Here is a 22092-nt window from a genome sequence, read left to right as displayed (position 1 = left end):
GGGGGCCCTTTTCGTGTGCTCAACCCCGGTTGCGGGGGTGCTGCCGGGCGGTGCGCTCGTTGCCGTGGCGGTAGTTGCCCGTCCAGCGGGCCATCACGAGCTGCGGGTCGTCGTCGACCTCGGCGAGGAACTCCGCCGCTCGGGCGCCGCGCAGCGTGCCCGCCACCCGGCCGTGATGGGTGATCACCACCGTGCCGTCGGCCCGCTGGTCGTACCGGAAGCCCTGCGCCTGACCCATGGCCGACACGCTGCCAGGATGGCACTGCCAGCGCGACCGGATTCCCGTGCCGAGCTCATGTGCATAGACGATGAATATAAAAGGGCTATGCTTCTGGTGTGAGTCGTCCAGACACTCCTCCTGGCGCGTCCGCCGCCATCGGGGCAGCCCTCTACGCCCTGGCCACCAGGGCCGCGAGACGCCTGCCCCGGGACATGAGCCTGACGTCCGCCGCCACCCTGGCCACCCTGGACCGGACCGGCCCACGGCGCATCACCGATCTGGCCGCGGTCGAGGGCATCACCCAGCCGGCGATGACGACCCTGGTCCGGGTGATGGAGGTGTCCGGCCTGGTCGAGCGGCGGGGCGACGCGTCCGACAGGCGGGTCACGTTGGTGTGTCTGACCGAGGCCGGCGCCGCCTATGTCCGGACGCGACGCCAGGCGGGCGTCCACGCGTTCGAGCGGTTGATCGACGAGCTGACCGGCGACGAGGTCGAGGCGCTGGTGGCGGCCCTTCCGGCGCTGACGCATCTGGCCGAGCTCGACAACCAGGACCGCGAGGGGCCGCAGCAGTGACCGGGCAGCCGGCCGACGGGGTCGCGGTGGAGGCGTTTCCGCAGACGCGTTCCGAGGCGCGGCTGCTGGTCCCCGCTCTGCTGTTCATCGCTCTGGTCGTGGCGGCGGTCGCCAGCCTCGGGACGCCACTCATCACCAGCGTGGCGACGTCGTTGCACGTCTCGCTCGGCAGCGCGCAGTGGACGCTGACCGTCGCGCTGCTCAGCGGTGCCGTCGCCACGCCGGTCCTGGGCCGGCTCGGTGCCGGCCCGCACCGGCGGGCCACGATCCTCGCCACGCTGGCTGTCGTCGTCGCCGGCAGCGCGCTCACCGTGCTGCCACTGCCGTTCGCGTGGCTCCTGGCCGGCAGGGCGGCCCAGGGCGTCGGGCTCGGGCTCACGGCACTGATGATGGGGGTGGCCCGGGACCACCTCCCCGAGGAGCGCGGCGCGGCCGTGATCGCGTTGATCTCGGTGGTCTCGATCATCGGAGCCGGGGTCGGCTACCCACTGGCCGCACTGCTCGCCGAGCTCGGTGGAGTACGGGCCGCCTACGGCCTCGGCCTGGTCGTCACCGCCGCCGCCCTCCTGACCGCGTGGCGTTCCGTGCCCGAGGCGCCAGAAGGCCGCTCCGCCCACGTCGACGTGGCAGGCGCGGTCGTCCTGGCCGCTGCGCTGCTCCTGGTGCTGTTCCTCGCCGGCGAACGGAATCTGTGGAGTCGGCACCTCGCCGTGGCGGCGGGCCTCGCCGTCGGCGCGGCGGTGCTGCTCTGCGTCTGGGCCGTCATCGAGCTGCGCAGCACGACGCCCCTGGTGGATCTGCGGGCGGTGCGGCACCCGGCGGTCGCAGGGGCGAACCTCGCCATGTTCGTCGGCGGGATCGGCATGTACCTCCTGCTCACGCTCATCACCCGGTACGCGCAGACGCCACGCGGCGTCGGGTACGGCTTCGGGCTGACGACCTTCGTCGCCGGGCTGGTCCTCATCCCGTTCTCACTGCTGGGGTTCGTCGCCGGCAAGCTCACCCCGTGGGTCCGGACGCGGGTCGCCGACCCCCTGCTGCTGGCCGGCAGCGCCGTGGTGGTCGGCGGCGGCTTCGTCCTGTTCGCGGCGGCCCGGTCGGACCTGGCCGAACTGTTCGCGGCGATGGGCGTGCTCGGCTTCGGCGTCGGCGGCTTCTCGGCCGCGATGCCCGGCGTCATCCTGGCCGTCACTCCCAGGAGCGAGACGTCGAGCGCCATGAGCTTCAACTACGTCGTCCGCAGCGTCGGCTACTCGCTGGGCAGCGCCATCGGCGGTCTGATCCTGGCTGCGGGCACCGACCCCGGCCGGCTCTTTCCCGCCGACAGCGCCTACACCACGGCGGCGCTGGTCGGCGTCGGCGCCATGGCGATCACGACGCTGACCAGCCTCGCTCTCGCGCGCCGACGCTCGTCCGAGACCAACCCGTGAGTCAGATGCACGCATCCCACACTGGAGATTCCATGCCCAAGGGCTACTGGGTCAGCGCCTACCGCACCATCTCCGACCCCGACAAGCTGGCCGCCTACAACGAGCTGGCCGCTGCGGCCGTCGCAGCCGGTGGCGGGCGGGTCCTCGTCCGTGGCGGTCGGGTCGCCGCGTACGACGCCGGGATCGCCGAGCGCACCGTACTGATCGAGTTCGACAGCTTCGAGCAGGCCGTCGCGGCGCACGACAGTGCGGCCTACCAGGAGGCGCTGGCCGTCCTCTCCGACGGCGTCGAGCGCGACTTCCGCATCGTCGAGGGCAGCGACTGACCGACGTCCGGCGTGCCGGTGTGTCAGCTCGTGCAGGTGGTGGCGGGCAGGCCGGACACGGCCACCGGTGACCGGCCGCCCGGGCGGGCCTTGCCGGCCAGCACGGCGGCGAGCGCGGTCATCGACGCCCGACTGGAGGAGTACGTCGCCAGCAACGTCGGCGACTTGGCTTTGGCCAGCACGTACGGGGTGTCCATGGCGACGGTGACCGCCGCGTCGGCGCTCAGGTCCTTCTCGCCGTCCCCGTAGCCGACCAGGTGCACCACCGTCCCGCCGCTCGGCTTCACGGTCACGCCGGCCGCCTTCAGCGCGGCGGTGAGCGCGGCCCGGGTGCCGTCCCGCCCTCCGGAGGAGGTGACGGTGACGGGCCCGCGTACCGCGCCGCCGCAGGCCCCACGCAGCACGGTGACCGCTCCGGCGGCCAGCGCGTCCGCCGCCGCCCGGTGGGCCGGGGTGTTGAGCGTGGACATCGGCTCGGCCGGGGCCGCCGCCAGCCGGAACTTCATGGTCAACACCCGGGTGACCGCGTCGACGAGCCGGGCCCGGGGCAGCGACCCGTCACGCAGGGCAGCGAGCAGCCCGTCGTACGCCTGGCCGACGTTCGGGGTCATGAGGATCAGGTCGTTGCCGGCCTTCAACGCCCGGACGGCGGCCTCGCCGGGCGCCCACCGCTTCGCCGGCGGCATGTTCATCCCGTCGGTGATCACCACGCCCTTGAAGCCGAGCTGACCGCGCAGGACGTCGGTGAGCAGCTTGTGCGAGAAGGTCGCCGGGGTGCCCGGGTCGATGGCCCGCGCGTCGAGGTGGCCGGACATCACGGCCATCGCGCCGGCCTCGAACCCGGCGCTGAACGGCGGCCACGCGCCAGCCTGCAATGCCGCTGCGGACTGGGTGAGCACCGGCAGGTCCTTGTGCGAGTCGTCCGCGCTGTGGCCGTGCCCGGGAAAGTGCTTCAGGGTCGCCGCGACGCCGCTGGCCTGTAGACCCCGGACCGCGCCGCCCACCTGCGCGGCGGCGATCTTCGGGTCGGCGCCGAACGACCGCGAGCCGATGACCGTGCTGCGGGTGGCCAGCACGTCGGCCACCGGGGCGAAGTCGATGTTGATGCCCATCGCGGCGAGTTCGGCGCCGGCGGCCCGCCAGGCGGCCTCGGTCAGCTTCGGGTCGCCGGCCGCGCCAGCGGCGAGGGCGCTGGGCAGGATGGTGACCCCGTCGGTGACGCGGGTGACCACGCCGTACTCCTGGTCGGTGCCGATCAGGAAGGGCGCCGGGCCGGCGGCCAGCCGCCCGGCGGCACCGCGCAGCCCGGTGGTCAGGTCGTGGACCTGCTTCGGGTTCTCAACATTCGTGGTCTCCTGGTTGCCCTTGGTGGGGTCGTCGGCGCTGAAGCCGACCAGGATCAACCCGCCGAGGCGGTACTTGGCGATCATCTCCGCGGGGGTGTCGACACCGGCGAGCGCCTGGTTGCCGGCCGCCGAGCCGGTCGAGACCTTCGTGGCCGAGTCGCCGTACGCGTACGGCATCAGCACCTGCCCGGCCAGGTCCTCGTCGGAGAGCGTCGCGACCAGCGCGGCGGCCCGGGCGGCCGGGTCGTCGGTGGGAGGCGAGGCGGGGGCGCTCGGGGCCGCCGAGACGCCGGTCGGGCCGGGCGTCGGGTCGGGATCCGGGGTGCCCGAACAGCCGGACACGAGCAGGGCGGTCAGGGCGGCGACGGCGACGGCGGCGTGTCGCGGGCGAATCGGCACGTCGTCCATCCCACCAGTTCCCCCTTATCGGGGCAACTTGACCTTACCGGTCGCCGCCGTGGGGGTGCCCCGACACCGAGGTGGGCAGCGTGGGAGGACCCACCTCAGCCGACCCGGGTGAGCAACGTCACCGGCGCGCCGTCCCCGGCGTACCGGTAGGGCTCCAGGTCAGCGTCCCATGCCGTGCCGAGCGCCTTGTCGAGGGCGTGCGACAACGCCTCCGGGGCCCGGGCGGAGGCCATCAGGGCCCGCAGCCGGTCCTCGCCGAGCTGGATGTCACCGGCCGCGCCGACGGTGGCCCGGAACAGACCACGGGCAGGCACGTACATGAAGCGCTCACCGTCGGCGCCGGGACTCGGCTCCTCGGTGACCTCGAAACGGATCATGGGCCACTGCCGGAGGGCAGCAGCCAGCTCGGCGCCCGTCCCCGGACGGCCGGTCCACCCGCACTCGGCCCGGCGGGCGCCGGGGTCGACGGGCTGAGCCGTCCACTGCAGGTTGACCGGCGCGGCTAGGACGCGCGCGATCGCCCACTCGACGTGCGAGCACACGGCGAGCGGGGTCGAGTGGACGTATACGACGCCACGCGTTGGCACGGTGACCTCCCGGAGAGCGAGGTGCGTCTTCCCCTACGACCTCGTTCACCCGAGTGGCTGCTGCAACACATGATGACTGCTGTGACGGATGGTGCGCCAGGGAATCGGAAAAAACGCCTCCCGGAATAGCCGGACGGGTGGTCTCCGTTGCCTCTCAGGACACCGCGACGACCAGCCTGATGTCGTGGTCCTGTACAGTTCCATCGGCGGCTTCTGCCGCGTTACACCTCTGCGGGCCGACCCCGTGTCACCCGCACACAGCCCCCGGACGTCCAGTCCTCCCGTACGTCTTGCAAGGAGTACCTCCGTGGCGAGCAACACCTCTAAGACCGCGCGCGCGTCCGTCCGGGCCGGCCAGGCTGGCCAGGGTGGCGCCCTCAGCGTGCTGGGCGAGTTCAAGTACCTCATCCCGCTCAACGGCGGCAAGCACGCCTACGTGCGGAACCTGACCAACGGCAAGACCGCGCACCTGCGCACCGACTCCGACGCCTTCGTCGAGGAGATCCGGGTGCTGGCCGCCGCCGGCCACGCCGCCAAGATCCGGGCGGAGATCAACAACCTGGCCAGCGTTCACCCGAACGACGGCTGGGAGGCCACCGAGAAGCGTCTGGTCGCGGCCGGCGTCTTCGAGGGCTGAGCCCCTCCCCCACCACAGCACCAGCAGACCGCCCGCCGGGAGTTCCCGGCGGGCGGTTTCGCGTTTGGGTCCCAGCGTCCGGGTCCCAGGGCAGAACACCTAGGCCGGGTCGAGCAGGGCGACCTCGCCGGTGCTCAGGTCGTACAGGCCGCCGACCACGGCCACCCGGCCGGCGGCCACCGGCCCGGCCAGCAGGTCGTCCTCGCGCAGCGTGTGGACCGTACGGCGGACGTGCCGGCGGATCGACAGCTGGTGCACCGCCGGATCGTCGAGCCCCACCTCGGTGACCGCCGGGGCGATCTCGTCGACCAGGTGGGCCAGCGAGGCGCCGGGCCGCTCCCCCGTACGCAGCGCGTCCACCGCCGCGCCCACCGCCCCGCAGCGCTCGTGGCCGAGCACCAGCACCAGCGGTACGCCCAGCTGGCCGACCACGTACTCGATGGAGCCGCACACCGCGCGGTCGAGCACGTGCCCACCGGTGCGGATCACGCAGATCGCGCCGAAGGTCTGGTCGAAGATCGCTTCCAGCGGCACGCGCGAGTCGATGCAGCCGAGGACCACCGCGTACGGCTGTTGGTCGCCGGAGGCGGCGGCCGCGGCGGTGACGTCGTGGCCGTGCACGGGTTGGCCGCTGACGAACCGCCGGTTGCCGGAGAGCAGTTCGGCGAGCGCGGCGCGGGGCGTGCCGCCGGCCTGCCGCTCCTGCCCCGCCACCCTCATGCCGTTCAGCTTGGCGCGCCGCCGACGGCCGCGGGTGGCGTCGGGAATTTCGCTCCGGCGCGATTGGCGTGGCGTCGTGGCGGGTAGCCCGTGTTACCGCCGGGTATCCCGGTGCTGGTGATGCCTGGGCGGCCCTGGGAGGTGGCGATGCCGGAGCGGTTCGAGGTCGGTATGTCCGACGGCGTACGACTGCACGTCGAGACCACCGGGCCGGCGGACGCCCCGGTCACGGCCGTCCTGCTGCACGGCTGGACGCTGGACGGGCGGAGCTGGCACCGGCAGCTCGACGCGCTCACGTCGTCGTTCGGCGACGCGGTGCGGGCGGTCACCTACGACGCGCGGGGCCACGGCCGGTCGAGCTGCATGCCGCTGCCCACGGCCACCCTGGCCCAGCTCGGTGACGACCTGGCCGCCGTCCTCGACGCGGTCGCGCCGAGCGGCCGGGTGGTCCTGGTGGGGCACTCGATGGGTGGCATGACGATCATGGAATACGCGCACCGCCACCGGGCGCACTTCGCCGCCCGTACGGCGGGCCTGGTCTTCGTCTCCACCACCGCCGAGGGGCACACGCACACCGTGTACGGGCTCTCGCCGCGCATCGCCCGGCTGATCCGGCTCGCCGAGACGACAGGCGCCGGCGTACTGGCCCGGTGCGGTTCGTGGCGGGCGCCCCGGGCGCTGCTGAACGCGCTGCAACCGAGCATCCGGTGGATGCTCTTCGGCGACCGTTGCGACCCGTCCGACATCCGCCTGGTCACCTCGGCGGTGGCCCGCGCCTCGCTGCGTTCGATCGGCGGTTTCCGGGCCTCGATCGGCGCCCAGCACCGGCTGGACACGCTCACCGCCCTCGGCCACCTGCCGGCTGCCGCCCTGGTGGGTGACCGGGACCGGCTGACCCCGCCGCCGTGCGCCGAGTCGATCGCCGCCGCCCTGCCGGCGACCGAGCTGACCGTCTGCCCGGGCGCGGGGCACATGCTGATGTTGGAGCGTCCGGACGAGGTGAACGCCGCGCTCACCGGGGTGCTGGGTCAGGTGGTGGCCCGGTCGGGGCCACACGGGCGCGACGCGAGTGCCACGCCGTCGCCGCGCGGGCTCGACGCGGGCGCCGTCGCTGCGGGTCGCTGAGCACGTCCACGCACCTCGGGCGCGGCGGGCCGGGCCGGGGGCCGTACCCTTCTGCGGTTGGCCCGCGCGGTTCTCGCCGCTTGCCGGCGACATCTAAGGAGCGTGCGTTGACCGACCAGACCGCCCTGGAGCAGGAGATCGCCGTCGAGCAACGGCACCTCGACCGGGTGTACGCCCGACTGGCCGAGCTGCGGCAGTCGGCGGTGCGCGCCGAGCGGGACGGCTACCGGATGGCGCGGGTGGGCACATTCGGCGCGCTGGTCGAGCGCGACGCGATGGTCTTCCACGCGGCGCGGCGGCGGCACACCCTGGACGCCGAGCACGAGGGGCTGGTCTTCGGCCGCCTGGACCTGCGCGACCGGCAGGTGCTGCACGTCGGGCGGCTCGGCATCCGCGACGACGATGCCACCACGCTCGTCGTCGACTGGCGGGCGCCGGCCGCCTCCGCGTTCTACCAGGCCACTCCCGCGCAGCCGCTGGGCGTGGTGCGCCGCCGCACCATCGGGTCCCAGCGTGAGCGGGTCACCCGCATCGAGGACGACCTGCTGGACCCGGACGCCGCCGAAGAGGGGATGACGGTGGTGGGTGACGGCGCGCTGCTGGCCACCCTCTCCCGGGCCACCGGCCGGGGCATGCGTGACATCGTGGCGACCATCCAGCGTGAGCAGGACGAGGCGATCCGGTCTCCCGGCTCCGGTGTGACGATCGTCGCGGGCGGCCCGGGCACCGGCAAGACGGCGGTCGCCCTGCACCGGGCGGCCTTCCTGCTCTACTCCGACCGCAGCCGGTACGCCGGCGGCGGCATCCTGGTGGTCGGGCCGTCGACCGTCTTCGTCGAGTACATCGCCTCGGTGCTGCCGTCGCTCGGCGAGGAAACGGCGACCCTGCACTCGCTGGGCACCCTGTTCCCGGAGATGACGGCCACCCGCACCGATCCGCCCGAGGTGGCGGCCGTGAAGGGCTCGCTGCGGATGCGCCGGGTCCTGGAGCGGGCGGCCCGCGACGCCGCGCCGGGAGCGCCGGCCGAGCTGCGGCTGCTCTACCGGGGAGGGCTGCTGCGGCTGGACCGCCGGGAGCTGGACGCCATCCGGGACCGTGCGCTGCACCGGGGCGCCCGGCGCAACGAGGCCCGTCGCGCCGGCTTCGACGGCGTCTTCGCCGCGCTGTGGGCGCAGGCACGTCGGCTGAACATCGGCCGGCTGCCCGAGCAGCGGGCCTTCGAGGGCGAGATCGCCGAGCGGCCGGAGTTCCGGGAGTTCCTCAAGGCGTGGTGGCCCCGCCTGCACCCCCGACACGTTCTCGGCTGGCTGGCCCGACCGGATCGGCTGCGCCGGTACGCCGGCGGGATCCTCTCCGGCGCGGAGATCCGGCTGCTCGGCACGGCGTACCAGAGTCTGGAGACCGCGGGCCTGACCATCGCGGACGTGGCGCTGCTCGACGAACTGGACGCGCTGCTCGGTAAGCCGGCGAAGCCGGCGCGGGCCCGGCGCGACCCGTTCCTGCTCGCGGGCGGCGTCCGTGAGCTGAGCACCGCCGCCGACCGCCAGCAGGCGGCGCGGGCGGCGGCCCGGGAGCGGCCGGAGGACTACCGCGAGTACGCACACGTGGTGGTCGACGAGGCGCAGGACGTCTCGCCCATGCAGTGGCGGATGATCGGCCGGCGGGGACGCCTGGCCTCGTGGACGGTGGTGGGCGATCCGGCGCAGACCGCGTGGACCGGCGACCCCGAGGAGTTGACCCGGGCCCGCGACCAGGCGCTGGGCCGGCGCCCGCGCCACGAGTTCACGCTCACCACCAACTACCGCAACTCGGCGGAGATCTTCGCGGTGGCCGCGGCGGAGATCCGTCGGCTCTATCCGGACCTGTCCCTGCCGAACGCCGTCCGCTCCACCGGGGTCGACCCGGTCGAGCTGGTGGTGCCGCCCGCCGGGCTCGAGGCCGCGGTGGTGGAGGCGGCCACCGGCCTGCTGGCCGAGGTCGACGGCACGGTCGGCGTGATCACGCCGGTCACCCGCCGCGACGAGGTCGCCGGTTGGCTCGGCGCGCTCGCCGCGACGCGCCTCCAGGTGGTGACCAGCCTGGAGGCCAAGGGCATGGAGTACGACGGAGTCGTGCTGGTCGCCCCGAGCGAGATCCGGGCCGATCCGGGCTCCGGCGTGCGCACGCTCTACGTGGCGCTCTCCCGTGCCACCCAGCGGCTCACCACCGTCGACCCGACCGCCTGAGTGTCGCGTTGGCGGTGTCCGTGGGCGGGCCCGTCCTTACACTTGCACACATAGCGATGTGAGCATACATTTGACCCGGTCCCGGGCGGCGTCGGAGGGTGGGTTTCGTGGGAGCAGGTCATGACCACCACCACGGGTCGGTCGCCAACGCCGCCCACCAGCATCGGGGACGGCTCTGGGCCGCCTTCGGACTGCTCGCCGCCCTGATGGTGGTCGAGGCGGTCGCCGCCTTCCACACCGGCTCACTGGCCCTGCTCTCCGACGCCGGGCACATGTTCACCGACGTGCTCGGCATCGGGATGGCGCTCGCCGCCATCACCGCCACCCGACGGGCCACCGGCGATCCGCAACGCACGTTCGGGCTCTACCGCCTCGAAGTGCTCGCCGCCCTGGCCAACGCCGTCCTGCTCTCCGGCGTCGCGGTCTACGTGGTGATCGAGGCGATCGGCCGGTTCGGGAACCCGCACGAGGTGCTGAGCGGCCCGATGCTCGTGGTGGCCGTCCTCGGACTGCTCGCGAACGTGATCGCGTTCGCGCTGCTGCGCACCGGCGCGCGGGAGAGCATCAACCTGCAGGGCGCCTATCTGGAGGTGCTGGGCGACCTGCTCGGCTCCATCGGCGTGATCGGTGCGGCCCTGCTCATCGCGGTCACCGACTGGTGGTGGGCCGATCCGCTGGTCGCGGTCGCCATCGGGGTGTTCATCCTGCCGCGCACCTGGCGGCTCGGGCGCGCCGCCGTCCGCATCCTGGTGCAGGCCGCCCCGGAACACCTCCAGGTCACCGCCGTGCACGACCGACTGGCCGCGGTGCCCGGTGTGGTCGAGGTGCACGACCTGCACGTCTGGACGCTCACCTCCGGCATGGAGGTGGCCTCCGCGCACCTGACCATGGCACCGGGCGCGGAGGTCGGCGCGGTGCTCACCGCGGCGCGTACCGCCCTGCGGGACGACTTCCGCATCGAGCACGCCACGTTGCAGATCGAGCCCGGGGCCGCCCCGGGCGTCTGCGGCTCCGTCGAGTGGTGAGGTCGTCCACGGTCAGCCACGACAGGGCAGCGCCGGGGTCACCGCCCCGCGCGAGGCAGGGACGGTGACCCCGGCGATGCCGCCCCACCAAGGAGGCGGTGGCACGGTCAGGAACGCGTACCGACAGCGGCGGCGAAGATGTGCAGGGTGGGGGTCCCCGCCTGCACGGGAGCGACGCCCGCGACCGGCAACGTCACCCGGGCGACGGTCTTGCCCGAAGCCAACGGCACGGTGACACCGAACACCGCGCTCGGGCTGTCGTACCGCGTGTTGCCCTGCCGGTTCTGGTAGGCGGCAACGGCCACCAACGTGGTGGGCGCGGCGGGCGTCGCGGTCACGAACCAGTCCGGCGACGTCAGGGTGAACGCCTGCGTCGTGCCGTCGGTGTACGTGATCGTGCCGGTGCCGGTGCCCTGGCCGTGAGCCGCCGAGAAGAGGAACGCGAGGGTGTTACCGGAACCGGACACCGTGACGGTCTGGCCGGTGGCGATGACGTTGTCCAGCTGGCCGGTACCGGCGCTCGACGGCCACGTGAGCTTGACACCGTTGAGGGTGACAGTCGCACCGCGGACCAGCTTGGCAGTCGCCAGAGCCTCGGCGGAGAAGCTCGCGCCCCCGCCGTCGAAGTCCGCCGGATTGGTGTTGGCGTCGGCGGAGACCGCCACGTTGTTGACCGCCTGGGCCAGGGTGAGCGGCGTCGGAACCGGTGCGCCGGCACCGAACAGGGTGAGCGGGATGGCGTTCGCCATCGCCTCCATACCCAGGTCGTTGGGGTGCAGGTGGTCGCCCGAGTCCATGTCCGACCGGAACTTCGTCGGTGCGGACGGGTCGTGGGTGGCGGCGTCGAAGTCGACGTACGCGTCGCAACCGGAACCCGAGCTACGGACGAAGGTGTTGTATTCGCTGCGTGCGGTCTCGTGGGACGCGGACCAGGCCCAGTGCCCGTTGAACGGGGTGAGGGTGGCGCAGTAGAAGGCGATGCCGGCGCCGTGGGCCTTGGCGATGAGCTGCCGGAGTCCGTTGATCAGTTGCGTGCCGGTCGGCTCCCGGCCGCTGGCCAGGTCATTGATCGGGTTGTCCGCGAAGATCACGGACCGTACCCCGGACCGGCCGAGAACGTCCCGGTCGAAGCGGTCCAGCGCGCTCGGCCCGGTCCCGACACCCAGGAGCTGGTTGCCCGCGATGCCCTCGTTGAGCACCCCCACCGTGCGGCCGGACGCGTTGAGGCGGGCCGCCAGCAGGTTCGGGTACCGGTGGTTGGTGTTGTAGGACGAGCTGTGCCCCTCGGTGATCGACGCGCCCAGGGTGACCACCGCGCCCGTCGCGGCACTGTTGATCACCTCCAGGTCGGAGACGATGAAGTAGCTGGAGAACTGCTGGATCACCGACAGCGACTGGGCGCCGACGACGTTGCCGTTGGCCATGTACTGGTCGGAGAAGGCGAACTGCTTGCTGGAGACGTTCTCGGCCCTGGTGGGCGCGTAGAAGCTGATCGCCACGTCGGACTCGGCGAGCACCTGGAAGGACACCGGGTCGCTGACCGCCTCGCCGCCGGCCGGGATGGTCACCGACGACTTCCCACCGAAGGTCACCGCCTTGTCGGTGGACAAAACGATCGACGAGCCGGAGGACCGACGCGCCACGTGGAAGTCCTGCAGCGTCAGCGCCTTGGTGTTGAACACGTTGGACAGCCGAAGTCGGGCCTGTGTGCCACCGATGCTCGTGCGCACGATCTGGCGGGTCGTGGTCTGCGCCGGGAAGACCCCACCGGCGTTCTCGTACGCCGTCGACCAGGTACCGGTCCACCCGTCGGCTGCGGTTGCGGTTGTTGCCGTGGTCGTGGCGGACGCCGCCGCGCCGCTCGTACCGGGCTGAATGACGGCGGCCGCGACGAGCACGGCAACCGTCGAGACAACCAACGATCTGCGAAGCTTCACTACTAGATCCATCCTGATAAGTCGATTGGCCACTCGGCCCAAACAAAGAAACCCTATCGGCAGCGTGAGCAGTACAGGAGGTCCCCGAAACGGGACGCACGCTCCAGCACCCATGAGCCGCGAGAGGGACCTCAGGGCAGACCATCGACCGATGGTGGCGGCGGAGACACCTTCCGTCACATTGACTACAACCAGCCCCAGGGATACCGGTAAGCTCGGTCCCGGCCTCCACCCGGCGGCGCCTCCCGGCGCCGGTGGTGGCCGCCGCCTAATCGCCCGACAGGGCGAACCGGGGAACCATGTTCCTGGGGTGCATCCGCGTCAGCGGTAGGGATCTTCCGTCCCGAACCCGTCAGCTAACCCGGTCGGCGGCTGACGGAAGGACATGCGTAGTGGCACCAGCACGACCACCCGCCGCCCGACTCGCGGCCCTGATCGTCATGATGGTCACTCTCGGCATCGCGCTCCCGGTGGGCGCCGCCACCGCCGCTCCCCCCGGCGGCCTGCGGGCCGCCGCAGCGCCCGACAGCGACGAGGAGGGCGGCACACCCGCGCTGCGGGCCCAACTCGATGCGGCCAGCAAGGGCTACCTGGACGCGAAGCGCGCCCTGGACACCTCAGTCCAGCGGCAACAGCAACTCGCGGTCAAGCTGAAGACCACCGAGGCCGAGATGACCGTCCGCACCGGCAAGGTCGGCGAGATCGCCGGCGTCGCGTACCGGACCGGCCGCCTCGGCACCGTCTCGGCCCTGCTGAACAGCAACACTCCCGAGGGCTTCATGGACCGGGCGGCCGCGCTGGACGTGGTGGCCGCCAACGAGGACCGGGTGCTGCGGGACCTGCACACCATCAGGGACGAGGCGAACCGCACCCGCGTCGCCCTCGACGGCGAGATCCGTGAACAGCGCAAGCAGGTCGAGGTGATGGCCAAGCGCAAGGAGCAGGCCGAGCGGGCCCTGACCGTCGCCACCACGAAGGCGCGCACCACCGCCGCCGACACCAGCTCCAACCGCGGCACCTCCACCGCCAACGCCCAGCCCGCCCCGCGCAACTCCAACGGCTCCTGGCCGTCCGAGTCGTGCAGCATCGACGACCCCACCCCGGCCAGCGGCTGCATCACCCCCCGCACCCTGCACGCGCTCAACCAGGCCAAGGCCGCCGGCTTCACCCACTACGTCTCCTGTCACCGCTCCGGCGGCTCCGGCGAGCACCCCAAGGGCCGGGCCTGCGACTTCGCCGCGGCGAAGGGCGGGTTCGGCGGGGACGCCAGCGGTGCCGACAAGACGTACGGCAACAACCTGGCCGCGTACTTCATCCGCAACGCCGACCGGCTCGCGGTGCTGTACGTGATCTGGTACCGCCAGATCTGGCTGCCCAGCAGCGGTTGGAAGTCGTACAGCGGGGCGGGTGGCGACCCCTCCAGCGACCACACCAACCACGTACACCTGTCGGTGTACTGACCGGGACCGTCCGGGGTACGTCAGCGGGCGTACCCCGGACGTCGTCGGCGGTCGGACGACGACCGCGGGCCGGGCCGGGAGCATTCCGGTATGCCGAGAATCGCGCCCGCCACCCGCAAGGCACTGCTCACCCTGCACCTGGTCACGTCCCTCGGCTGGCTGGGGACCGACCTGGTGCTGCTCACTCTCGGCATCGCGGCACAACGCGGCGCCGATCCGAACGTGGTCTACCCGGTCGCCAGGCTCGTCGGCACCGTGCTCTTCGCGCCGCTGAGCGTGCTCGTCTGGCTCGTCGGCGTCGCCAGCGCCCTGCTCACTCCCTGGGGCCTGCTGCGCTACCGGTGGGTGCTCATCAAGCTCGTCATCACGACGGTGATGGTCGGGCTGGTGCTGTTCCTGCTCACCCCGAACCTGCGGGAGGCTGGCGCGCTGGGCGCCGCGCTACCCGCCCGGGGCCGCGCCGACCTGGTGATCGCGCCGGCGGTGTCGACCACCCTCATGATCATCGCGACGGTGCTCTCCACGTACAAGCCCTGGGGACGCCTACCCCGGCGCGGCACGGCGCAGGTGCGGCCCGCACGGGGCGCGGCGTTGGGTCAGGCGACAACCAGGAAGTAGTGGCCACGAGCCGCGTCGACGCCACTCCTTGCTGGATCGAGCGCGATCATGCCGCGTGCGTGTCCAGGACCGTGGCGAGGCGTGCCGCCAGGGCGAGGTGGGCGGCCCGGGCCTGGCGGAAGGCGTACCGGAACAGGGGTGTCGGCGCGCGCAGGGTGATGTCGACGTCGATGCGGATCAGCCCGTCCGAGTCGGCACGCAGCCGGGTGTGGTTGCGCACGGTGGTGGCCGGCCACTGGCGGGCCACGGTGACGATCTCGTCGAGTTCACTGACCAGCACGTCCGCCTGGTAGGTGGTGCGAAAGCGCAGCGGGCCGGCCGCCAGCCTGTCGTTGATCGTGTAGCTGGCGCGGGCGCCCGGACGAGGCGCCACCTCGCGGACCCGGATGATCAGGGGATGCAGCTCACCCTGACGCGTCAGGTCGCTCAACAACGCCGCCGCCTCGGCACGGGTGCAGCGGGCCTGGACGGTGTAGCTGAAGGTATCGCTGCTGAGCACACCGTCTCCCGACGTCGCTGGTCGCACGATGGTCCCGTACCCCCGCCCGGCTGGCATCGGCCGGACGGACACCGTGCGTTGTCCCGGTATCCGCGCAGCGTTCCCACCACGGTCGGCTGATGGGACGCCGTGGTCCGCGATTCCGGCAGCGGCGGGTACGTGCACGACGGGCGGGACGACTCCCGGCAGGAGGTCGTGGACGTGCCCGATGAGCGCCTGAGTCGCCACGAGCTGGACGAGGTGTACAACCTGGCGCTCGGGGCGGTGACCGAGGTGACCGACGTGGACCTCACCGGTCTGGACGAGCAGTCCTGACGGTGGTGCCGCACTCAGGCGCCGGGAAGCACCTCGCGGGTGGCGGCTCCGGCGAAGTAGGGCTCCGGCGCGCCGAAGAGACCGAGCAGGCCGGTCACCCAGAGCTGACGGTGCACGAACCGACTCGGCTCGGTGACGACCAGCTTGACGCCGCTGACCTCGGCGGTCTGGAAGCCGGCGACCATGGCGCTGATGCCCACGGAGTCGATGAAGGTGACCAGCCTCATGTTCAGCTCGATGCGGAGCGGCCGGCTCTTGGCCAGCACCTCCGCAATCGCCTCACGAACCTCGTACGCTGTGTCGACGTCGATCTCACCCCGTGGGGCGATCTCGACGACACCACCGGACAGGACCGACTTCACGATCGACAGGCTCACGCGAGCACCTCCACCCGCCCGTCCCCCGGGCGCCTCATCAGTACGCGGGCCGCGACCGAGAGTATTCCTCCAACGGCCTCGGTCGCCACCCCTCGGGATGAGCAATTCACGGATCCGGGCGCACAAAGTTGCCCATATCCCCACTTTTCGGCATCTGATCATTCAATACTTTTCGTTATCTGATCAGTCGACCATCGGTCGGAACCGACGCGTCGCCGGACCAGGGTAGCGGTCGCGGCGCGGCGAGCCCGACATCCGTCCCGCCCCGCACGCCCGTCCCGGCCTGGGCTCGGCGTGTCGCACAGCCCAGCGCGGTGCGACCCGGCCAGGTGCTTGCCGGCGCTGTCTAGCATCGGCCGGGGCACCCACCGTGACGGAGAGGACCTTCGATGATCAAGCGACTGGCCGGGCTGGCCGGCGTCGGTCTCCTGCTCGCCCTCGTACTGGCCTGCGGTTTCGGCGGCGGAGACGACGATGACGACGACGATGACGACGATTTTGCACGTGGCGTGGCCGCAGTGGCGGTGCGCTGACCCGGCCGCAGGGTACGCCGGACCGGGTTTGCGCCGGACCGGCCTGGGGCACTGCGCAATCAGCGAACCGTGTCGCGCTGGACGGACGCCGAGGTCCGAAGTGGCCGGCGGCTTCGGCACCTGAGGAGGTAACCACGATGTTCGGAACGAACCTGCTGGACCGGCGCAGCAAGCCGGAGCGGATTGCGGACCAGGCGTGGGAGCAACTGCTCTCCGCCGTCAGCTCCGCGGGAGACAGTGTCCTGGACACCGCGCGGTCGGCCCGTCGCAGCAGCGGCGACCTCGCCGACGGCGCCGGTGACCTGGTGGGCTCGGCGGCGGAGGAGGCACGGCGTCGCGCCTCGCGCGCCTTCGACGCGCTTGCCGGCCGCCAGCCGGCGCTGCCGTGGACGCTGCTGATCGGCGCCGCGCTGGTCGGCGCGGCGGTCGGCTGGGCCGTCGGCTCCGCCGCCCGCGCAGCCGGCAGTCGAGACGACCGCGCGGTGGACGACGTCGAGTTCGTCGACGTCGACCGCCCCAACTCCCCCGTCGGCCTGGACGACTAGGGCGTTTGTCGAAGTCCTCGGTCAAGCCGAGACCGGCCAGGGGCTCTGACACACGCCCTGGCACACGGTGAGCGAGCGGGCCCCGTCGACATCGCGTCGGCGGGGCCCGCTCGCATCGGGTGGCGGTGCTGGGCCGGTGGCTTGTGCCCGGTCCGCCGGGGTGCCGGACCCCTCAGGCAGCCCCGGCGGACCGGTGTTCTCGGGTGGCCCGGACGACGCCGGGCCACCGGGTCAGCGACTCGTGCAGGTCACCGCCGTCGGCGGCGAGTTGGTGCCGGTCCAGGAGGCGAGGAAGCCGATGGTGGTGCTGGCCCCGGCGCCGAGCGCGCCGTTCCAGCCGCTGTCCACGACCGAGACGACCGCCCCGTTCTGGGTGTGGGTGCCGCCCCACAGTTGGCTGATGCGCTGGCCGTTGGGGAAGGTCCAGGCAAGCGTCCAGCCGGCGATGGGCCTGGTGCCGGGGTTGCTGACCACCACTTCGGCCTGGAATCCACCCGACCAGGAGCCGGTGACCCGGTAGGTCGCCGCGCAGCCACCGACCGGGGGCGGCGTGGTCGTCGGGGGCGGCGTAGTGGGGGGCGGCGTGGTCGGAGGCGGCGTCGTCGGAGGCGGCGTGGTGGGGGGCGGCGTGGTGGGGGGCGGGGTCGTCGGAGGCGGGGTCGTCGGTGTGCCGCCGGTGCGGTCGGCGACCAGGATGCCGCGACCGTTGGTGCCCAGGTAGACACGGCCGTAGACCCGGGGGTCGCCGGTGAGCGCCTCGGTCGGGTTGCCGTACTGGTGGCGGTCGTCGTTGATGCGTACCCACGTCGTGCCGCCGTCGTCGGAGCGGTGCACGCCGGGTTGGCCGTCCACGGTGCCGTAGAGGAAGACGGCGGGGTTCGTCCGCCCGGGGGCCGCCTTGCCGAAGCCGACGTTGCCGGAGGCGCTGACGCCGCCCAGCTTGGTGAAGCTGGCACCGGAGTCGGTGGACCGCCAGAGTCCACCCGGGCCGGCCAGCCACAACTCGCCCGAGCGGCCGGGCAGCGCCTTGAACCGCACGTCGGAGGTGGGCAGGCCGGTCGCCGCCGTCGCGGTGAAGGTCGCACCGCCGTTGGTGCTCAGGTAGAACCGCCCGCCGCTGAAGCCGTAGAACCGGTTGGGGTCGACGCGATCGGACTCGATTGTCGCGTTCGCCGGGATGCCGCTGGACGCCGCCCACGAGTTGCCGAAGCCGACCGAGTAGACCACCCGCTGGCCCACGTCGCCGGGCGACCAGACGAAACGGCCGCCGTCGGCGGCCGCGGCGACCGTGCCGCCGGCGTTGACACCGGACGGCTCGGTGCCCTGGAACCAGGTGGCCCCGCCGTCGGTGGAGAACGCGACGTGGCTGTCGTTGGGCCGGTCGGAGTCGGTGAAGCTACCGGCGCGGACCAGTGTGGCCGGCTTGCTCTCGGCGTAGTCCAGGCTCGTGGTGCTGGTAAAGACCGGCTGGGTGAACAGCATCGACGGGATGGTGTCCAGATCGACGTGCCGGAAGCCGCCGACGTCGCCGAGCGCGCTGATCAGCGGCGCGCCGCTGGGCGGGCTGACGAGGTCGAGGACGGCGGTCTCCTCCAGGCCGCGGACCATCGGCCGGATCGTGAACTGACCACCGGTGTCCCACTTGGTGAGGTCGGTGGTGCCGTAGATGGTGGCGCCGGTGCCGTACATCATCCGGTTGGAGTCGTGCGGGTCGATCTCCACCGACTCGTTCATCCAGCCCAGCTTGGGCGTCTCCTCCGGTGGCGCCGGGTTGGTGCCGAAGGTCAGCCAGGGCACCGAGCTGATGTCCATCGTGTAGCGCTTGGACCGCTGCGGGTAGCTGGTGAAGTCCCAGATACGGGTCCAGCTCGCGCCACCGTCGGTGCTGCGGAAGAAGATCGCGTCCGGCCACCAGGAGACCTGGGTGGCCACCATCAGCGTGTTGGGGTGCTGCCGGTCGATGGTCAGGCCGCTGTAGCCGAAGTAGTCGTCGCCGCTGGTGGAGGGGATCGGGCTGATCCGCGTCCAGGCCCCGGTCGACCGGGTGAACTTCCAGACGTCGCCCTTGCCGCCGTCGTACGGGCCGCCGGTGTCGCTGGTGGCGATGTAGAGGTGGCCGCCGACCGGGTCGACGACGCCCTTGTGCGCCAGGTAGCCGGTGGGTTGCCCGGGTATGCGCGACCAGGTGACACCGCCGTCGGTGCTGCGGTAGACCGGGTTGTCCTTGTCGGCCACACCCACGTAGATCGTCTGCGTGGTGGCGCCGGCGGTGCCGGTGCTCTTGTCGAAGCTGACCCAGGTGAGGCCCTGGTTCTGCCCGTTGTAGCCGTTCGGGTCGCTGGGGTCGGCCCGGTAGTTGCCGGCGTTGGGGAAGGCCGTGACCCGGGCCCAGGTCGCCCCGTAGTCGGTGCTGCGCCACAGCCCGTTGCCGCCCTCGGCACCGTAGTAGAGGGTGCTGTTCCGATTGGGGTCGACGGCCAACCGCTCGCCCATGCCCCGGCCCGGCATGTTGCCGCCGTTCTTGAACGGCAACTCGGTGACCTGCCAGGTGGCGCCCTTGTCGGTCGAGCGCAGGATCGCGCCGTTGTTCGGGTCCCAGCCGTTGGTGTACATGCCGACCGCCGCGTACACCCGGTTGGTCTGCACCGGGTCGGTGGCGATGCTGACCACGCCGTTGTAACCCCAGCGGTCCGCGCCGACCCAGTCGAGCAGGGGCGTCCAGGACTGGCTGGACTGCTCCCAGCGGTAGGCCCCGCCGATGTCGGTGCGGGCGTAGATCAGGTTCTTCTCGGTGGGGTTGAAGACGATGCCGGGCACGAAGCCACCGCCGCCGACCGGGACGTTGCGCCAGGTGTACGCCTCGGCGGCGGCCGGAGCCGGCACCGAGCCCGCGGCGGTGATCGGGACCGCCACGACGGCCGTGGCGACGGCCAACGCCGACACGACCGCACCGGCCAGTGATCTGGGCATCTGCGTTCCTCTCGGGGGTGGGGACCCGGGAGTCGGGATCGACCGGGGATGGCGTCGCGGCCCGGGGGACGAGCACGGCGACGCGGGGACGGGTCGATCGGAAGGTGACGCGTCGTGGCCCGGGGGACGGACGACGACGCAGGGAACGGATCGGAGCTTGCCCTGGCTCCAACCACCCGACGCGAGGCTCCCGCGATCGAGGAACGCACTCACCCTAACCGATTCGACGCCGCTATGGAAGCGCTCCCATCGCTGCCCGCCGACACCCGCCTCGGGCAGGTCCGCGCGGGCCCGTCGCCCGCACCGGGTGAGGGCGGGTCACCCGCACGACCGGCAGGATCGGACCTCGGCGGGCCCACTGGCCACGGCCCTCATACCGGGTCGCCAGGAAGGGCACGCGAGCGCAAGGGAGGGACAGATGGCCATCGCGACGATCGCGCGTACCGACCAGGACATCCAGTCCGCCGTCCTCGACGAGTTGACCTGGGAACCCCGGGTGCAGCCGCACGAGATCGGCGTGACCGTCGCCGAGGGCGTCGTCACGCTGACCGGACGGGTGGACAGCTACGCCAAGAAGTGGGCCGGGGAACGCGCCACGCACCGCGTCACCGGGGTCCGGGCGGTCGCCAACGACCTGACCGTGCAGTTGACCGGCAGCGACGAGCGTGCCGACCCGGACCTGGCCGCCGCGGCCGGCAACGCCCTGGAGTGGGACGCGTTCGTGCCCATCGAGAAGCTCGACGTCACCGTCTCTGCCGGGTGGGTGACGCTGCACGGTGAGGTCGAGTGGGAGTACCAGCGGCGGGCCGCCGAACGGGCGGTCTGCCGGCTGACCGGCGTCCGTGGTGTCAGCAACGGCATCACCGTCCAGCCGAACGCGACGCCGGACGGGGTGAACCTGGCCGAGAAGATCGTGGACGCGCTGGCCCGGGCCGGGGCAACCGAGGCGGAGCGGGTCACCGTCCGGGTGCACGGCGACACCGCGGTGCTCGCCGGACTGGTGCACTCCATGCCCGAACGGGCCGAGGTCGAGCAGGTGGCCTGGTCCGCGCCGGGCATCCGGGAGGTCCAGAACCACATCGCGGTCGCGCCGGTCCTGCGCTGAGCGCGGTACCACCCGGGACGGGTGAGCCGGCCTCACCCGCCCCGGGGACAGGCTGGGGGCATGAGTGATCCGAACGGGCTGATCCAACCCGGGCGTCCCGCGCCCGACTTCACCCTGGCGAGCACTCCGGACGGGCGCCGGACCGGGCCCGAGCAGTTCCGGGGTCGCCCGGTCGTCCTCGTCTTCTACCCCGCCGACTGGAGCCCCGTCTGCGGGGACCAGATGTCGCTCTACCAGGCGGCGGCACCGGTGTTCGAGCAGTACCAGGCGATGGTGCTCGGCATCTCGGTGGACAGCATCTGGTCGCACCGGGCGTTCGCTGAGAACCAGGGCATCACCTTCCCGCTGCTGTCCGACTTCGAGCCCAAGGGCGAGGTGGCGCGCCGGTACGGCGCGTACGCCCCGCAGGGCGAGGCGGCCCGCGCGCTTGTGGTGCTCGACCAGGCCGGAACGGTGGCGTGGAGCTACCTCTCCCCGATGGACGTCAACCCGGGCGCGGACGGGATCTTCGACGCGCTCGACAACCTCGATCGAGAGCGGAAGGTGATGGCCCGATGACCACCCCACTTCAGGTCACCGCCCGGCTGCGGGAACCGGTGACCGTCGAGGACCATGTCCGCGGGCCGTCCAACGCGCCGGTGACGATCATCGAGTACGGCGACTTCCAGTGCCGGTTCTGCGGTGCCGCCTACCCGAACCTGCACGAGTTGCTGCGCCAGCGCGCCGACACGGTACGCCTGGTCTACCGCTACTTCCCCATCGCCAACGTCCACCCGTACGCCGAGCGGGCCGCGGAGACGGCGGAGGCGGCCGCGGCGCGGGGGAAGTTCTGGGAGATGCACGACTGGCTGTACGAGCACCAGGACCAGTTGGACCCCGTGCACCTCTCGCTCGGCGTCGAGCAGCTCGGGCTGCCGACGGACGAGGTGAACGGCGAGGTGGAGCGCCGGACGTACGCCGACCGGGTGCGCCGCGACTTCGTCGGCGGAATCCGCAGCGGGGTCAACGGCACGCCGACCCTCTTCGTCAACGACGTCCGGCACGACGGCGGGTACGACCTGCCCGACCTGCTGGCCGCCGTGGACGCGGCGGCGAACGCCTGATCCGCG

At 72.3% G+C, this 22092-nt stretch carries 23 protein-coding genes and 1 riboswitch; of the genes, 15 read left to right on the top strand and 8 right to left on the bottom strand.

Annotation, left to right across the window (positions count from 1 at the left end):
* Positions 1 to 19 precede the first annotated feature (19 nt).
* The gene (locus tag ABZV06_RS08080; RefSeq protein ID WP_355241242.1) at positions 20 to 238 is read right to left on the bottom strand and encodes a hypothetical protein; all 219 of its coding nucleotides are present in this window, start codon (positions 236 to 238) and stop codon (positions 20 to 22) included.
* Positions 239 to 336: 98 nt separating this feature from the next.
* On the opposite strand from ABZV06_RS08080, the gene ABZV06_RS08075 reads away from it, so the two are divergent.
* Genes ABZV06_RS08075 through ABZV06_RS08065 form a run of 3 tightly spaced genes read left to right on the top strand, consistent with a single transcriptional unit; the run spans position 337 to position 2551 of the window.
* The gene (locus tag ABZV06_RS08075; protein ID WP_355241239.1) at positions 337 to 795 is read left to right on the top strand and encodes a MarR family transcriptional regulator; all 459 of its coding nucleotides are present in this window, start codon (positions 337 to 339) and stop codon (positions 793 to 795) included.
* Positions 792 to 2225, top strand: coding sequence for an MFS transporter (locus ABZV06_RS08070; protein WP_355619664.1), 1434 nt, complete (start codon positions 792 to 794; stop codon positions 2223 to 2225). Before ABZV06_RS08075 ends, ABZV06_RS08070 begins: the two co-directional genes overlap by 4 nt.
* A 32-nt stretch (positions 2226 to 2257) precedes the next feature.
* Complete coding sequence (locus ABZV06_RS08065) at positions 2258 to 2551, top strand: DUF1330 domain-containing protein (protein ID WP_355241234.1); 294 nt, start codon at positions 2258 to 2260, stop codon at positions 2549 to 2551.
* Between the two features lie 23 nt (positions 2552 to 2574).
* Here ABZV06_RS08065 and ABZV06_RS08060 read toward each other — a convergent pair whose 3' ends face one another.
* Positions 2575 to 4305, bottom strand: a complete 1731-nt coding sequence (locus ABZV06_RS08060; RefSeq protein WP_355619661.1) for a glycoside hydrolase family 3 N-terminal domain-containing protein — start codon at positions 4303 to 4305, stop codon at positions 2575 to 2577.
* A gap of 95 nt (positions 4306 to 4400) precedes the next feature.
* Positions 4401 to 4892 (bottom strand): DUF3145 domain-containing protein, encoded by a 492-nt coding sequence (locus tag ABZV06_RS08055; protein WP_007463525.1) that lies wholly within the window; start codon positions 4890 to 4892, stop codon positions 4401 to 4403.
* A 307-nt stretch (positions 4893 to 5199) separates the two neighbouring features.
* On the opposite strand from ABZV06_RS08055, the gene ABZV06_RS08050 reads away from it, so the two are divergent.
* Complete coding sequence (locus ABZV06_RS08050) at positions 5200 to 5529, top strand: hypothetical protein (protein WP_355241226.1); 330 nt, start codon at positions 5200 to 5202, stop codon at positions 5527 to 5529.
* 99 nt (positions 5530 to 5628) lie between these two features.
* Here ABZV06_RS08050 and ABZV06_RS08045 read toward each other — a convergent pair whose 3' ends face one another.
* On the bottom strand, positions 5629 to 6249 hold the full coding sequence (locus ABZV06_RS08045) for a carbonic anhydrase (RefSeq protein ID WP_355619658.1): 621 nt from the start codon (positions 6247 to 6249) through the stop codon (positions 5629 to 5631).
* Positions 6250 to 6396: 147 nt separating this feature from the next.
* Between ABZV06_RS08045 and ABZV06_RS08040 the strand changes: the two genes are divergently transcribed.
* The 3 genes from ABZV06_RS08040 to ABZV06_RS08030 all read left to right on the top strand — a co-directional run bounded on the left by ABZV06_RS08040 (position 6397) and on the right by ABZV06_RS08030 (position 10624).
* Positions 6397 to 7374 carry an alpha/beta hydrolase gene (locus tag ABZV06_RS08040; protein ID WP_355241544.1) on the top strand — a complete coding sequence of 326 codons (978 nt, stop codon included), beginning with the start codon at positions 6397 to 6399 and terminating at the stop codon, positions 7372 to 7374.
* Between the two features lie 107 nt (positions 7375 to 7481).
* Entirely contained in the window at positions 7482 to 9599 is a 2118-nt protein-coding gene (locus tag ABZV06_RS08035) for an AAA family ATPase (RefSeq protein WP_355241220.1), read from the top strand.
* Between the two features lie 107 nt (positions 9600 to 9706).
* The gene (locus tag ABZV06_RS08030) at positions 9707 to 10624 is read left to right on the top strand and encodes a cation diffusion facilitator family transporter (RefSeq protein WP_355619655.1); all 918 of its coding nucleotides are present in this window, start codon (positions 9707 to 9709) and stop codon (positions 10622 to 10624) included.
* A gap of 107 nt (positions 10625 to 10731) precedes the next feature.
* Here the strand turns inward: ABZV06_RS08030 and ABZV06_RS08025 are convergent, their stop codons facing one another.
* On the bottom strand, positions 10732 to 12561 hold the full coding sequence (locus ABZV06_RS08025; RefSeq protein ID WP_355619652.1) for an SGNH/GDSL hydrolase family protein: 1830 nt from the start codon (positions 12559 to 12561) through the stop codon (positions 10732 to 10734).
* Positions 12562 to 12816: 255 nt separating this feature from the next.
* Positions 12817 to 12948: riboswitch (cyclic di-AMP (ydaO/yuaA leader) on the top strand.
* Positions 12949 to 13001: 53 nt separating this feature from the next.
* Here ABZV06_RS08025 and ABZV06_RS08020 point away from each other — a divergent pair.
* Together ABZV06_RS08020 and ABZV06_RS08015 are read left to right on the top strand one after the other, a co-directional pair.
* Positions 13002 to 14021, top strand: coding sequence for a hypothetical protein (locus tag ABZV06_RS08020; RefSeq protein ID WP_355619713.1), 1020 nt, complete (start codon positions 13002 to 13004; stop codon positions 14019 to 14021).
* A gap of 90 nt (positions 14022 to 14111) precedes the next feature.
* Positions 14112 to 14639 (top strand): hypothetical protein, encoded by a 528-nt coding sequence (locus ABZV06_RS08015; RefSeq protein WP_355241211.1) that lies wholly within the window; start codon positions 14112 to 14114, stop codon positions 14637 to 14639.
* A gap of 46 nt (positions 14640 to 14685) precedes the next feature.
* Here the strand turns inward: ABZV06_RS08015 and ABZV06_RS08010 are convergent, their stop codons facing one another.
* Positions 14686 to 15138 (bottom strand): SRPBCC family protein, encoded by a 453-nt coding sequence (locus tag ABZV06_RS08010; RefSeq protein WP_355619649.1) that lies wholly within the window; start codon positions 15136 to 15138, stop codon positions 14686 to 14688.
* A 129-nt stretch (positions 15139 to 15267) separates the two neighbouring features.
* On the opposite strand from ABZV06_RS08010, the gene ABZV06_RS08005 reads away from it, so the two are divergent.
* Positions 15268 to 15453, top strand: coding sequence for a hypothetical protein (locus ABZV06_RS08005; RefSeq protein ID WP_355241205.1), 186 nt, complete (start codon positions 15268 to 15270; stop codon positions 15451 to 15453).
* A gap of 14 nt (positions 15454 to 15467) precedes the next feature.
* Here ABZV06_RS08005 and ABZV06_RS08000 read toward each other — a convergent pair whose 3' ends face one another.
* The gene (locus ABZV06_RS08000) at positions 15468 to 15830 is read right to left on the bottom strand and encodes an STAS domain-containing protein (protein WP_355241202.1); all 363 of its coding nucleotides are present in this window, start codon (positions 15828 to 15830) and stop codon (positions 15468 to 15470) included.
* Positions 15831 to 16219: 389 nt separating this feature from the next.
* Here ABZV06_RS08000 and ABZV06_RS07995 point away from each other — a divergent pair, with 389 nt between their 5' ends.
* Positions 16220 to 16363, top strand: coding sequence for a hypothetical protein (locus tag ABZV06_RS07995; RefSeq protein WP_355241199.1), 144 nt, complete (start codon positions 16220 to 16222; stop codon positions 16361 to 16363).
* A 137-nt stretch (positions 16364 to 16500) separates the two neighbouring features.
* A complete protein-coding gene (locus tag ABZV06_RS07990; RefSeq protein ID WP_355241196.1) occupies positions 16501 to 16908 on the top strand; it encodes a hypothetical protein in 408 nt (135 codons plus the stop codon).
* Between the two features lie 231 nt (positions 16909 to 17139).
* On the opposite strand, the gene ABZV06_RS07985 is transcribed toward ABZV06_RS07990, so the two are convergent.
* Positions 17140 to 19878 carry a cellulose binding domain-containing protein gene (locus ABZV06_RS07985; RefSeq protein WP_355241193.1) on the bottom strand — a complete coding sequence of 913 codons (2739 nt, stop codon included), beginning with the start codon at positions 19876 to 19878 and terminating at the stop codon, positions 17140 to 17142.
* Positions 19879 to 20296: 418 nt separating this feature from the next.
* Here ABZV06_RS07985 and ABZV06_RS07980 point away from each other — a divergent pair, with 418 nt between their 5' ends.
* From ABZV06_RS07980 to ABZV06_RS07970, 3 genes are read left to right on the top strand one after another with little or no spacing between them, the layout of a single operon-like run.
* Complete coding sequence (locus ABZV06_RS07980; protein WP_355241190.1) at positions 20297 to 20983, top strand: BON domain-containing protein; 687 nt, start codon at positions 20297 to 20299, stop codon at positions 20981 to 20983.
* Positions 20984 to 21043: 60 nt separating this feature from the next.
* A complete protein-coding gene (locus ABZV06_RS07975; RefSeq protein ID WP_355241187.1) occupies positions 21044 to 21541 on the top strand; it encodes a redoxin domain-containing protein in 498 nt (165 codons plus the stop codon).
* Complete coding sequence (locus tag ABZV06_RS07970) at positions 21538 to 22086, top strand: thioredoxin domain-containing protein (RefSeq protein ID WP_355241184.1); 549 nt, start codon at positions 21538 to 21540, stop codon at positions 22084 to 22086. Before ABZV06_RS07975 ends, ABZV06_RS07970 begins: the two co-directional genes overlap by 4 nt.
* Positions 22087 to 22092: the final 6 nt, after the last annotated feature.

Origin of the sequence: Micromonospora sp. NPDC005172, from assembly GCF_040608555.1 — a bacterium.
Lineage (GTDB): Bacteria > Actinomycetota > Actinomycetes > Mycobacteriales > Micromonosporaceae > Micromonospora.
This window is presented reverse-complemented; position numbering and strand designations above follow the sequence as displayed.

Excerpts from the sequence above, each read along its gene's own strand:
- ABZV06_RS08080 (WP_355241242.1), bottom strand. The coding sequence starts at position 238 with ATGGGTCAGGCGCAGGGCTTCCGGTACGACCAGCGGGCCGACGGCACG.
- ABZV06_RS08065 (WP_355241234.1), top strand. The coding sequence starts at position 2,258 with ATGCCCAAGGGCTACTGGGTCAGCGCCTACCGCACCATCTCCGACCCC.
- ABZV06_RS08060 (WP_355619661.1), bottom strand. The coding sequence starts at position 4,305 with ATGGACGACGTGCCGATTCGCCCGCGACACGCCGCCGTCGCCGTCGCC.
- ABZV06_RS08045 (WP_355619658.1), bottom strand. The coding sequence starts at position 6,249 with ATGAGGGTGGCGGGGCAGGAGCGGCAGGCCGGCGGCACGCCCCGCGCC.
- ABZV06_RS08040 (WP_355241544.1), top strand. The coding sequence starts at position 6,397 with ATGCCGGAGCGGTTCGAGGTCGGTATGTCCGACGGCGTACGACTGCAC.
- ABZV06_RS08020 (WP_355619713.1), top strand. The coding sequence starts at position 13,002 with ATGATGGTCACTCTCGGCATCGCGCTCCCGGTGGGCGCCGCCACCGCC.
- ABZV06_RS08015 (WP_355241211.1), top strand. The coding sequence starts at position 14,112 with ATGCCGAGAATCGCGCCCGCCACCCGCAAGGCACTGCTCACCCTGCAC.
- ABZV06_RS07995 (WP_355241199.1), top strand. The coding sequence starts at position 16,220 with ATGATCAAGCGACTGGCCGGGCTGGCCGGCGTCGGTCTCCTGCTCGCC.
- ABZV06_RS07990 (WP_355241196.1), top strand. The coding sequence starts at position 16,501 with ATGTTCGGAACGAACCTGCTGGACCGGCGCAGCAAGCCGGAGCGGATT.
- ABZV06_RS07985 (WP_355241193.1), bottom strand. The coding sequence starts at position 19,878 with ATGCCCAGATCACTGGCCGGTGCGGTCGTGTCGGCGTTGGCCGTCGCC.
- ABZV06_RS07980 (WP_355241190.1), top strand. The coding sequence starts at position 20,297 with ATGGCCATCGCGACGATCGCGCGTACCGACCAGGACATCCAGTCCGCC.
- ABZV06_RS07975 (WP_355241187.1), top strand. The coding sequence starts at position 21,044 with ATGAGTGATCCGAACGGGCTGATCCAACCCGGGCGTCCCGCGCCCGAC.
- ABZV06_RS07970 (WP_355241184.1), top strand. The coding sequence starts at position 21,538 with ATGACCACCCCACTTCAGGTCACCGCCCGGCTGCGGGAACCGGTGACC.